At 71.5% G+C, this 12,028-nt stretch carries 10 protein-coding genes; 6 read left to right on the top strand and 4 right to left on the bottom strand.

The window, feature by feature from the left end:
* Positions 1–149: 149 nt before the first annotated feature.
* The gene (locus G8E01_RS08330; RefSeq protein ID WP_166318386.1) at positions 150–1,409 is read left to right on the top strand and encodes an RNA polymerase sigma factor; all 1,260 of its coding nucleotides are present in this window, start codon (positions 150–152) and stop codon (positions 1,407–1,409) included.
* Positions 1,409–2,101, top strand: a complete 693-nt coding sequence (locus G8E01_RS08325) for a coenzyme F420-0:L-glutamate ligase (RefSeq protein WP_205827254.1) — start codon at positions 1,409–1,411, stop codon at positions 2,099–2,101. Before G8E01_RS08330 ends, G8E01_RS08325 begins: the two co-directional genes overlap by 1 nt.
* A gap of 64 nt (positions 2,102–2,165) precedes the next feature.
* Here G8E01_RS08325 and G8E01_RS08320 read toward each other — a convergent pair whose 3' ends face one another.
* Positions 2,166–3,191, bottom strand: coding sequence for a sugar-transfer associated ATP-grasp domain-containing protein (locus tag G8E01_RS08320; protein WP_166318380.1), 1,026 nt, complete (start codon positions 3,189–3,191; stop codon positions 2,166–2,168).
* 86 nt (positions 3,192–3,277) lie between these two features.
* On the opposite strand from G8E01_RS08320, the gene G8E01_RS08315 reads away from it, so the two are divergent.
* Both G8E01_RS08315 and G8E01_RS08310 read left to right on the top strand, forming a co-directional pair.
* Entirely contained in the window at positions 3,278–3,946 is a 669-nt protein-coding gene (locus G8E01_RS08315; RefSeq protein WP_166318377.1) for an alanine racemase C-terminal domain-containing protein, read from the top strand.
* Positions 3,943–5,001 (top strand): alanine racemase, encoded by a 1,059-nt coding sequence (locus G8E01_RS08310; protein ID WP_166318374.1) that lies wholly within the window; start codon positions 3,943–3,945, stop codon positions 4,999–5,001. Before G8E01_RS08315 ends, G8E01_RS08310 begins: the two co-directional genes overlap by 4 nt.
* Positions 5,002–5,071: 70 nt before the next feature.
* On the opposite strand, the gene G8E01_RS08305 is transcribed toward G8E01_RS08310, so the two are convergent.
* A complete protein-coding gene (locus G8E01_RS08305; protein ID WP_155048736.1) occupies positions 5,072–5,290 on the bottom strand; it encodes a DUF7455 domain-containing protein in 219 nt (72 codons plus the stop codon).
* A gap of 184 nt (positions 5,291–5,474) precedes the next feature.
* Between G8E01_RS08305 and G8E01_RS08300 the strand changes: the two genes are divergently transcribed.
* Positions 5,475–7,568 carry a DNA gyrase/topoisomerase IV subunit B gene (locus G8E01_RS08300; RefSeq protein ID WP_338100773.1) on the top strand — a complete coding sequence of 698 codons (2,094 nt, stop codon included), beginning with the start codon at positions 5,475–5,477 and terminating at the stop codon, positions 7,566–7,568.
* 9 nt (positions 7,569–7,577) lie between these two features.
* Here the strand turns inward: G8E01_RS08300 and G8E01_RS08295 are convergent, their stop codons facing one another.
* Positions 7,578–8,471, bottom strand: a complete 894-nt coding sequence (locus tag G8E01_RS08295) for an EamA family transporter (protein ID WP_166318371.1) — start codon at positions 8,469–8,471, stop codon at positions 7,578–7,580.
* A 71-nt stretch (positions 8,472–8,542) separates the two neighbouring features.
* On the opposite strand from G8E01_RS08295, the gene G8E01_RS08290 reads away from it, so the two are divergent.
* Positions 8,543–9,478, top strand: coding sequence for a LysR family transcriptional regulator (locus tag G8E01_RS08290; RefSeq protein ID WP_166318368.1), 936 nt, complete (start codon positions 8,543–8,545; stop codon positions 9,476–9,478).
* A 6-nt stretch (positions 9,479–9,484) separates the two neighbouring features.
* On the opposite strand, the gene G8E01_RS08285 is transcribed toward G8E01_RS08290, so the two are convergent.
* Entirely contained in the window at positions 9,485–11,941 is a 2,457-nt protein-coding gene (locus G8E01_RS08285) for a DNA gyrase/topoisomerase IV subunit A (RefSeq protein WP_166318365.1), read from the bottom strand.
* Positions 11,942–12,028 lie beyond the last annotated feature (87 nt).

The raw sequence follows: 12,028 nt of genomic DNA, 5'->3' as shown, positions 1-12,028 counted from the left end.
TGGTTCATGACGCCCCCGACGTATGAGAGAATAAGAATCCGGACCCGTTGTCACCGACACCGTCAGGCGTCAGGACTTGACAAGGGTCTTCATCGTGCTCGAACACACCCGGGGCGCTGGCGCGCGGTGGCCCTGGGGAAAGGCGAAACGTGACTCCTGCCACGAACACCACCCCGACCGACGAGGTCGACGAGAAGGCGACCGCCGCTTCGAAGAAGCCGGCGGCCAAGAAGAGCACCGCGAAGAAGGCGCCCGCGGCGAAGAAGCCCGCCGCCAAGAAGCCCGCGGCCGCCGACGCCCCTAAGAAGGGCGGGCGCAAGAAGGCGGACGTGGTCGACGAGATCATCGGCGAGGACGCGCCGGAGGTCGACGAGTCCGCCGAGGACGGCAAGCCCGCCGCCAAGGAGGCCGCGGAGCCGCTCCCGACGGGCGCCATCGTCATCACCCAGTCCGAGGAAGAGGAAGTCCCGGTCTACTCCACCCAGATCACGGGTGCGACCGCGGATCCCGTCAAGGACTACCTCAAGCAGATCGGTAAGGTCCCGCTCCTCAACGCCGCCGAGGAGGTCGACCTCGCCATGCGCATCGAGGCGGGCCTGTTCGCCGAGGAGAAGCTGTCGGCGATGTCGGCGGCCGAAAAGTCGAGCCAGCTGGGCCTGGACCTGCAGTGGGTCGCGCGTGACGGTGCGCGCGCGAAGAGCCACCTGCTCGGCGCGAACCTCCGCCTCGTCGTCTCGCTCGCCAAGCGCTACACGGGTCGCGGTATGCAGTTCCTGGACCTGATCCAGGAGGGCAACCTGGGCCTCATCCGCGCCGTCGAGAAGTTCGACTACACGAAGGGCTTCAAGTTCTCGACCTACGCGACGTGGTGGATCCGCCAGGCGATCACGCGCGCCATGGCCGACCAGGCCCGCACGATCCGCATCCCCGTGCACATGGTCGAGGTCATCAACAAGCTGGCCCGCGTCCAGCGGCAGATGCTCCAGGACCTCGGCCGCGAACCGACGCCCGAGGAGCTCGCCAAGGAGCTCGACATGACGCCCGAGAAGGTCGTCGAGGTGCAGAAGTACGGCCGCGAGCCGATCTCGCTGCACACCCCGCTCGGCGAGGACGGCGACAGCGAGTTCGGCGACCTCATCGAGGACACGGAGGCCGTCGTTCCGGCCGATGCGGTCGGGTTCACGATGCTGCAGCGCCAGCTGGAGAGCCTCCTCGACTCGCTCTCGGAGCGTGAGGCGGGCGTCATCCGGATGCGCTTCGGCCTCGGCGACGGTCAGCCGAAGACGCTCGACCAGATCGGCGACACCTTCGGGGTGACGCGCGAGCGGATCCGCCAGATCGAGTCGAAGACGATGGCCAAGCTGCGCCACCCGAGCCGCTCGCAGTCGCTGCGGGACTACCTCGAATGATGGCGGACGCGAACGAGGGCAAGGCCCTCGAGGTCGAGATCGACGGCGCGCGCTACCTGCGGATCCCGCTCCGCACCCGCGTCATCATGCCGGGCGATCAGCTTCCCGAGGTCGTGCGGGAGTACGCCAACGACGCGGTGGAGGACGGCGACACGCTCTTCATCACGGAGAAGATCGTGGCGATCATGCAGGGCCGCTCCTACATGATGAGTGAGATTCAGCCGCGTCCGCTCGCGCGTTTCCTCTCGCGCTACGTCACGAAGACGGCGTACGGCATCGGCCTCGGCATTCCCGAGACGATGGAGTTTGCGCTCCGCGAGGTGGGCACGCCGCGGATCCTGTTCGCGTCCGCGGTCGCCGCCGTGACGAAGCTCTTCGGCCGCCGCGGGGACTTCTACCGCATCGCGGGGGACAAGGCCCGCGCGATCGACGGACCGACCCCGAACACGATCCCGCCCTACAACGACGCGGTCGTGCTGGGGCCCGAACGACCGCGCGAGGTCGCTGCGGAGATGAAGCGACTCGTTGGGTGCGATGTGGCCGTCGTCGACATCAACGACATCGGGGGCAACATCCTCGGCTCGACCCTCGACAAGGCGGCTGAGCGCACGCTCGTGCGCATCTTGCGCGACAACCCGCTCGGGCAGGGGCACCAGTCCACACCGCTCGGCATCATTCGACGCGCCGCGTAGCGCGCTCCGACGACGTGAGGAGCCCGGCCCCCTCGGGGGCCGGGCTCCTCACGTCGTTCGCGCGTCAGAACCCGATCGCGGCGCGGTAGCGCGGCTTGTGGCCGGTGCGCACACCGGACACGCTCGGCTTGTTCTCGTAGACGCCGGCGCCCCAGTTGCCCTCGACGAGGACGGGACCGTCGTTCGTCGCGACGACGTCCCACCCGGCGTACTGGACCTCCGGCACCTCGCGCGCGGCGCGATCGATCAGCGCGACGGCCTCCTCGAAACGGGGCAGCTGGAACTCGGCGATCGGGAAGCCCGTGTCGGGGTGCGTCTCGTGCACGTTCTCGTGCGAGTCGTAGCCCGCGCTCATCGCGTGACCCGTGTCGGGGTCGAGCATCGTATAGAAGCCGCCGTACGACATCTGGTCGCTCACCTCGCCGCGCCCGAACTTCTGCGCCACCGCAAGGATGTGCACGTCTTCGCCGTCGAAGAATGCCGTGATGCGCGTCGTGTTGACGGTGCCGGGGCACACGGCCGCGAGGTCGTCGTGCTGCGCGATGACGTCCTCCAGGAGCAGCTCGCCCGCGTCGAGCAGCCGGCGGTGGAACGCGGACCAGTCGTCGACGTCGGCGGCGTGGTAGCGACGCACGCCGAGGCCCATGTGGCTCACGGGAACCTTGGCGATGACGGTGCCGCGCTCTTCCACGAAGCGTCGCACCTCGTCCGCGCCGTCGGGCGTGACCACGAGGTACGGGCGATGGAGGTATGCCTCGAAGCGCCGGTTGAACGCGATCTTGTCCTCGAAGATGGCGCGGCCCGCGGGCTGGGAAAAGCGCTGCGCCAGCTGTGCCGAGACGGGGTGCGTCATGAACGTCGCCCGCTCCTCGGCCGTCAGGATCGCGAAGTCGAAGTCCACGTAGTCCTGGAACGCCACGTCCTTGCGGGCGGCGGACCACAGCATGTCGGCGACCACGGCGGGCACCGCCTTGCCGTGGTGCGCGTGCACCTCCCGCGCGCGGGAGACGACGGATCCGATGTCGATGCGTCGGGCGCGCTCGGTGAGGTAGCGCAGCTTGGGTCCGAGGGCGAGGCCGTTGGCGGGCATGTGTCCTCCGTGTCGGCGGAAAGGGGCGTGCCTCCCGGCGGCGCGCTCGGCGCGCGATCAGGCGGGCGCGGCCTAGTCTAGGTCGGATGAGTGCGACGACTCTGAGCATCAGCGCCCCGCGCGTGCGTGTCTCCCGCGCGGCGCTCGCCCGCGGGATCCGCGCGGCCCGCGACGCGAACCCCGACGGGGCGATCGACCTGCGTCGCGACGCGTGCGGTCACGGGGCGGACCTCGTGGCCGAGGTGGCCGCGGCCGCGGGCGTGCGCCACGCCATCACGGACGGCGGCGACGCGCCGCGCGGCCTGGCCGTCGCCCCGGAGGCGGATGCGCTGGACCCCGCGACCGTCTTCGGGCTCGCCGGTGGAACGCCCGCCATGACCGCCGCGGGCGCCGTCCTCCAGACGAAGCCCCTCGAGCCGGGCGACGGTGTCTCCTACGGGTATCTTCACCGCGCCACCGCGCGCACGCGCGTTGCGCTCGTGGTCGGCGGATACGCCCAGGGCATCGCCCGCGCCATCGGCGGGCGAACGTTCGTCCTCCTGGGCGGCGAGCGGTGCCCCATCGTGGGCCGCGTGGCGATGGACGTGTGCGTCGTCGACATCGGCGCGCTGCCGGTGGCGCCCGGCGACGAGGCGGTGTTCTTCGGATCCGGCGCGCCCGACTTGCTCCCGGCGTGGTGCGAGGCGACGGGCTGGTCGCCGCTCGAGGTGGTGGCGGCGGTGGGCCTCGGCGGCGCCAGGGAGGTCGTCGCATGATCGCGGGGGAGCTGCGCGTCGATCGCGCGCGCCTCGTCGCGAACATCCGGGCGGTCCGCGCGCGCATGGCCCCGGCCGAGGCGCTCGTCGTGATCAAGGACGACGCGTACGCGCTCGGCGTCGACGAGGTGGTGGCCGCGGGCCTCGCGGCGGGCGCGCGCTGGTTCGGGGGTATCGACGTTCCGAGCGCGTTGCGCGCGGCGCGGGCAGCCGGCGGGCGGGCGCGCGTGATCGCCTGGATGACGGTCCCGGAAGACGAGGCGCGGCGCGCCGTCGCGTGCGGTCTCGAGCTGGGTGTCGGCGATGAGGACTACCTCGAGCGCGTCGCCGCGGCGGCGCGGGCGGCTGGCGTGACGGCGCGCGTGCACCTGAAGATCGACACGGGGCTCCACCGCAACGGGGTGCGCCCCGAGCGGTGGCGGGCCTTTTGCGCGCGCGCTGCCGAGTGGGAGTCCACCGGCGCGGTGTGCGTCGCCGGGATCTGGAGTCACATCGCGGAGGCCTCCGACGCGGAGGACGACGCGTCGCGCTCGGCGTTCGACGCGGCCGTCGCGGTCGCGCGTGCGGAGGGCCTCCGCCCGGAGGTGCGCCACCTCGCCGCCAGCGCGGCGGCGTGGGCGCGGCCGGAATTTCGCTACGAGCTCGTGCGCGTCGGGGCGTTCTGCTACGGGATCCGTTCCGCCGATGGCCCGGAGATCGCCGGCATCGCCCCCGCGGCGTCGCTCGTCGCGCGCGTCACCGAGGTACGCGACACGGGCGTCATGGTGGGCGTCGGATTCGTCGACGGTTATCCGTCCACGGCCGCGGGCCGGGCCGCGGCGGGGACGCCGGTCGGACCGCGGGCCGTCGAGGCGGTCGACGCGTTCGCCACGCGCATCGCGTCGTGGACCGGCGCGGCGGTCGGCGACGAGGTCGTGCTGTTCGGCACGGGTGTGCACGGGGAGCCGACCCCCACCGACCTGGGCGAGGCGATCGGCACGGTCGGCGAGGAGCCGCTACTCCGGGTCTCCCGCCTCGTGCCGCGCGTCTACGTGGGCGACGCCGCGGCCGAGTAGCCGAGGCCCAGACGACGATGGCGCCGTTTCCCGCGCTCTGCGGGAAACGGCGCCAGTGCCCTGAGGGGCGTCAGCTGGCCGCTTCTGCGGCGAGCCGGTCGGTCTCGTCGTGCCATGCCGTGGCCACGGCACGCAGCTTCTCTTCAAACTTGCGTCCGTGGTGCGCGCAGTACAGCAGCTCGCTGCCGCCCACCTCGGCTGCAATATAGGCCTGGGCGCCGCAGGCGTCGCAGCGGTCTGCGGCGGTCAGGCGGTGCGTGACGGGTGCGTCGGCGGTTGTCGCAGTCATCGTGCTGCCTCCTTAGTCGTATGCCCATCCGTGTGCGTCTTGCGCTACATACAACCACGGCCCGCCGGGAAATCATCCCGAATGCCCCCGCATTCGGCCGGGTTTCGCCAGCGGCGTACGCGGGGGCGGCGGTCAGGGTGTCGACCGCCGCGGGAGGACGTTCTCGAAGATAGAATCGAACGCTGTGACCGCTGAGTACTCCGCCCACCATCTCCAGGTGCTTGAGGGCCTGGAGGCCGTTCGCAAGCGCCCCGGGATGTACATCGGGTCGAACGGCTCGCCCGGTCTCATGCACTGCCTCTGGGAGATCATCGACAACTCGGTCGACGAGGCCGTCGCCGGCAATGGGGACCGCATCGTCGTCGTGCTGCGCGCGGACGGCAGTGTCGAGGTGCAGGACCGCGGGCGCGGCGTGCCGATCGACGTCGAGCCCCGCACGGGGCTGACCGGCGTCGAGGTCGTGTTCACCAAGCTCCACGCGGGCGGAAAGTTCGGCGGCGGTTCGTACGCCGCCTCGGGCGGGCTCCACGGCGTGGGCGCCTCCGTCGTGAACGCGCTCAGCGAGCGCCTCGACGTCGAGGTCGACCGCGGCGGGCGGACGTACGCGATGTCGTTCCGGCGCGGCGAGCCGGGCGTCTTCGACGATGACGGCGACCCGCGGCCGGACGCGCCGTTCCGCCCCTTCGACAACGGCAGCGAGCTGCGCGTGATCGGGAAGGCCGCGCGCGGGGTGACGGGGACCCGCGTGCGGTACTGGGCGGACCGCCAGATCTTCACGCGCGACGCCGCGTTCCAGTACGACGATCTGGTCACGCGCGCGCGTCAGACGGCATTCCTCCTGCCGGGGCTCGAGATCGTTCTGCGCGATGAGCGCCAGACGGCGGAGACTGAGGGCGACGTCGCGGAGACCGCGTATCGGTTCGACGGCGGGATCTCCGAGTTCGTCGAGTTTTTGTCGACGGACGCGCCCGTCACCGACACGTGGCGCCTCGAGGGGACCGGGACCTTCACGGAGACGGTGCCGACGCTCCAGGCCGACGGATCCCTGCGTTCGCAGGAGGTCGAGCGCGAGTGCGCGGTGGACGTGGCGTTGCGCTGGGGGACCGGATACGACACGATCACCCGCTCGTTCGTGAACATCATCGCGACACCCAAGGGCGGCACGCACCAGCAGGGCTTCGAGCAGGAGCTCACGAAGCAGCTGCGCGCCGAGGTCGAGAAGAACGCGCGCCGGCTCAAGGTGGGGTCGGACAAGCTCGAGAAGGACGACGTGCTCGCGGGCCTGACCGCGGTGCTGACCGTCTCGGTGCCCGAACCGCAGTTCGAGGGTCAGACGAAGGAGGTGCTCGGCACCCCCGCCGTGCGCTCGATCGTCGCGAAGGTCGTGCGGGAGGGCATGAAGGCCCGCTTCGCGTCCGCGAAGCGCGACGACAAGAACCAGGTCTCGATGCTGCTCGACAAGGTCGTCAGCGAGATGAAGGCGCGGGTCTCGGCGCGGGCGCATAAGGAGACGCAGCGGCGCAAGAACGCGCTGGAATCCTCCTCGCTCCCGGCGAAGCTCATCGACTGTCGGTCGAACGACGTCTCAAACTCGGAGCTGTTCATCGTGGAGGGCGACTCGGCGCTCGGGACCGCGCGAAAGGCTCGCGACAGCGAGTACCAGGCGCTGTTCCCGATCCGGGGCAAGATCCTCAACACGCAGAAGGCCTCGATCGGCGACATGCTCTCCAACGCGGAGTGTGCCGCGCTGATCCAGGTGGTGGGAGCGGGATCCGGTCGCACCTTCGACATCGATGCGGCCCGCTACGGCAAGGTCATCATGATGAGCGACGCGGACGTCGACGGGGCACACATCCGCACGCTTCTGCTCACGCTGTTCTATCGATACATGCGCCCGCTGATCGAGCACGGGCGGGTCTACGCCGCCGTCCCGCCGTTGCATCGCGTGATCGTGGTGAACCCGGGATCACGGCCGAACGAGACGATCTACACGTACAGCGACCGCGAGCTGAACGCCCTCCTCGCGCGCCTGCGTAAGCAGAACAAGCGCTGGCTCGAGCCGATTCAGCGCTACAAGGGCCTCGGCGAGATGGACGCCGACCAGCTCGCCGACACGACGATGTCGCGCGACGGGCGCCTGCTCCGGCGGGTGCGCATGGAGGACGCCGAGGCCGCGGGTCACGTGTTCGAGATGCTGATGGGGAACGAGGTGGCGCCGCGGCGCGACTTCATCGTGCGCGGCGCCGCCCAGCTGGACAAGGACGCGATCGACGCGTAGGCCGCGTCCTCACACGCGCAGCCGGCGGCGCGGCGCGGCGCGGTCCGGAGCGCCGCCGCGCACTCCCAGCGTGACGGCGGCGCTCGCGACGACGACGAGCGTGATCGCCGCGGCGCGCAACCACGTCATGCCCTGCGCCAGCAGGGCCCAGCCCACGATCGCCGCGAAGACGGGCTCGAGGCTGAGGAGGACGCCGAAGACGCGCTCGGGCAGGCGCCGCAAGGCGACCAGTTCGAGGGAGTAGGGGAGCACCGACGCGAACACCGCGGTGGCGAGAGCCAGCGGGATCAGGCTCGGTTCGAGGGCCAGGCGTGCCATGGCAGGGGCGCCGAAAGGGATGAGGACGATCGACGCGATGGCGAGGCCGGCGGCGAGCCCTCCCATCCCGGGCACCCGCGCGGCGACCTGGGCGCCGGACCGGATGTATCCGGCCCACAGCGCGGCCGCGATGAGGACGAGGGCGACGCCGATCGGATCCAGGGGATCCGCTCCGAGGATCCCGTCGAGTGCGAGCAAGCCCATTCCCGCGAGCGCCACGCCGACGAGCGCGAGGTCCCGCGCGCGCCGGGACAGCGCCGCCGCGAGGGCGAGCGGGCCGAGGAACTCGATGGCGACGGCCGGGCCGAGCGGCAGGCGCTCGATGGCGGCGTAGAAGAACGCGTTCATGCCGCCGAGCGTGACGCCGTAGATCGCGACTGCCCGCCATTGCTGGCGATCCCACGCCACGATCGCCGGCCGCGCGACCGCGCAGAGGATGACGGCGGCGACCGTGAGCCGCACCGCCGTCACGCCCCACGGTCCGAGGGCCGGGAAGAGCTGCATCGCCATCGCCGCGCCGACCTGCAGGGAGAGACAGGATCCCATGACGGCGAGGATCCCGATGCGGGGCGAGGGTGCGGGCATGGATCCAGTGTGCGCGAGGTACTAGCATCACACCAGCACATGTTTCTTATGCAGAAAAGTGAGTTCTTCTTATGCTGAGCCTCCCGCGCCTGCGCCTCCTGAGCGAGCTGTCGCGGCGCGGCACGATCGCCGCGGTCGCCGACGCGCTCCGCTACACGCCCTCCGCCGTCTCGCAGCAGCTCGCGCTCCTCGAGCGCGAGACGGGGGTCGCGCTGCTCGAGCGCACGGGCCGCAGCGTGCGGCTCACCCCGGCCGCGGAACGCCTCGTGGAACGGGCGGACGGAGCGCTGGCCGAGCTGGAGCGCGCGGAGGTCGAGCTCGTCCGCGGCGAGGGGCCCGTGACGGGCCGCCTGCACGCCGCGTCCTTCCAGAGCGTGGTGCTGGCGCTGGCGCCCGCCGCGCTGGACATCCTCGCCCGCCGCCACCCGGACCTCGAGGTCGAGATCACCCAGCGCGAGCACGCGCGCGCCTACGGCGGCCTGCTCTCGCACGCGTTCGACCTCATCCTGGGGGAGGAGTACCCGGGGATTCCCGAACAGGTGCGCCCGGGCGTGGACCGCTCCGACCTGCTCTCGGATCCGCTTTGCCTCGTCCTCCCGCCCGACGGGTCGTTGGGCCGCCGGCCGCGCCGCCTGGCCGATCTCGCGGACGTGCCCTGGGTCCTCGACCCCGAGGACACGGCGACGGGGCGCTGGGCGCGGGGCGTGTGTCGGCGCGCGGGGTTCGAGCCGCGGGTCCGATTCGAGAGCCCCGACCTCCTGCTCCACGCGCACCTCGTGCGCACCGGTCACGCCGCGGCGTTCATCCCCGCGCTCCTCGCCACCCCGCACCTGGACGGGCTCTCGCTCGTCGGCCTCCCGGGTGACCCGCACCGCGTGCTCTACACGGCGGTGCGGGCGGGCCGATCGGAGCACCCCGCCGTCGCCGCCTTCCGCGCCGCACTCGGCGAGGCGCTGGAGGCCGCGCACCCCGGGCCTCCCGCCTGGACGGTGCGGTTCGAGGCGTGACCCCGCCTACGGAATGTCGACGGCGAGAGACCGCCCGATCGCGTCGACGGACGCCTCGAGCGGCTGGCCGGATCCGTCGCGCTTGGAGAGCGTGAGGGGAAGGCGTCGCACGGATCCCTTCGCGTCGACCGCGTAGGCGGGGTCGGGCCCGACCCACGCGACCCGCAGGCGGTCCTCGCCCTTCAGGAACGCGTGCGCCCGCACGCCGCCGGTCGCCCGCCCCTTGGAGGGGAACTCGCCGAAGTCCGAGATCTTCGCGCGGCCGGCGTCCGTGCCGTCGAGCGTTCCCTCCGCGGCCGACACGGTGACGACGACGCTCCCGTCGCCGCCCGCCGAGCCGAAGAACAGCACCTCCGCGCCGGGCGCGAGCTTGATGCCGGCCATGCCGCCCGCGGTCGCGCCCTGGGGGCGCACGAGGCTCGCGCCGAAGCGCAGCAGGCGGGCGTCGGTCGTGACGAAGATGAGGTCGGCCTCGTCGCCGGCCAGGGTCGACCCCACCACGCGATCGCCCGGCTTCAGCGCGATCACGCTCGTCTCCGGCTTCGGAGAAACGGCGGCGGGGACGAACCGCTTGACGGTGCCGAGCGCGGTGCCGATGGCGACCGGCGTCTCGCCGGCCAGCTCGACGAGCGAGACGATGGTCTCGGCGCGGTCGGTCAGCCCGATGTAGTCGCGAAGGAGCACCCCGGCGCTGAGCGAGATCGAGGCCGGTGGGACCGACGGGAGGTCGATGGGGTGGAAGCGCACGAGGCGCCCGAGCGACGTGAGCGCGCCGAGCTCGCCGCGGACCGTGCCGCGCGCCGTGGCCGCGATCGCGTCGTGCTTGGCCCGGCGCGCGGGCGCGCGCACCGCCTCGCCCTCCGGCGTGTCGATCCGCACGGCGCGCCCCGTCGTCGAGAGCGCGACGAGCGTTGGCCCGTCGGCAATCTGCAGATCGGCGTCTCCCTTCGCCGACGGGCGCTTCGCCGCGGGCCGGGCGTTCAGGAGCACCGTGCGTCGGGGCGTACCCAGCTCGTCCGCGACCTCCGCGAGCTCGGCGGCGACCTGCGCGCGGATCCGCTCGTCGGAGGCCAGCAGCTCCTCCAGGGCGGCGATCTCGGCGAGGAGCTCGTCGCGCTCCTTCTCGAGCTCGAGTCGCGAGAACTTCGTGAGCCGGCGCAGGCGGAGCTCGAGGATGTACTCGGCCTGCACCTCCGAGAGGTCGAAGACCTGTTGCAAGCGGGTGCGTGCCTCCTCCGTGGTCTCGGAGGAGCGGATGACCTGAATGACCTCGTCGATATCGAGGATCGCGATGAGCAGTCCGTCGACGAGGTGCAGGCGCTCTTGCCGGCGGGCGAGACGGAACCGCGAGCGCCTCGTGACGACATCGATGCGGTGGTTGACGTACACCACGAGCATCTCGCGGAGGCCGAGCGTCGAGGGCTGGCCGTCGACAAGCGCGACGTTGTTGAAGCCGAAGGAATCCTCGAGCGGCGTCAGGCGATAAAGGCGCTCGAGAACCGCCTCGGGATCGAATCCCGTCTTCACGCCGATCACGAGCCGCAGCCCGTGATGGCGGTCGCTCAGGTCGTTGACGTCGCTGACGCCCTGCAGCTTCTTCGACTGCACCGCGTCCTTGAGCTTCTCGATCACGCGCTCCGGGCCGACCATGTACGGCAGCTCGGTCACGACGATGCCGGTGCGCCGCGGCCCGATCTGCTCGATCTGGGCTCGCGCGCGCACCTTGACCGATCCGCGGCCGCGCTCGTAGGCGTCGCGGACGCCGTCGAGCCCCATGAGGATGCCGCCCGAGGGGAAGTCCGGCCCCGGGACGAACTCCATGAGCTCCTGGGTCGTGGCGTCGGGGTGGTCGAGCAGGTGCGTCGCGGCCGCGACGACCTCGCCGAGGTTGTGCGGCGCCATGTTGGTCGCCATGCCGACGGCGATGCCGGTGGCGCCGTTGACGAGCAGGTTCGGATACGCCGAGGAGAGGACCTCCGGCTGCATGAACTGACCGTCGTAGTTCGGCACGAAGTCCACGACGTCCTCGTCGAGGTGCTCCGTCATGCGCATGGCGGGGCGGGCGAGGCGCGCCTCCGTGTACCGCGCCGCCGCGGGGCCGTCGTCGAGGGATCCGAAGTTCCCGTGGCCGTCGACCAGCGGCACCCGCATCGCGAAGTCTTGGGACAGGCGCACGAGCGCGTCATAGATCGCGCTGTCGCCGTGCGGATGGAGCTTTCCCATGACCTCGCCGACCACGCGGGCGCTCTTGACGTGACCGCGTTCAGGGCGCAGCCCCATGTCGGCCATCTGATAGAGAATGCGGCGTTGGACGGGCTTGAGCCCGTCGCGCGCGTCCGGGAGCGCGCGCGAGTAGATCACGGAGTACGCGTATTCGAGGTACGACCCCTGCATCTCGGACTCGAGCGGGACGTCCTCGATGCGCTCGTTCACGGGTTCGGCGGGTGCCTGCTTGCGCGCCATGCAGACCTCTCTGTGCGGTCGGGTGAGCGGGCCGTGCGCGTCGGCGGGCGGAGCGCGGTTGCCGACGCCCGGAAGACCCGCTGTGGG

The sequence above is a fragment of the Microbacterium excoecariae genome (assembly GCF_011326725.1).
Lineage (GTDB): Bacteria > Actinomycetota > Actinomycetes > Actinomycetales > Microbacteriaceae > Microbacterium > Microbacterium excoecariae.
This window is presented reverse-complemented; position numbering and strand designations above follow the sequence as displayed.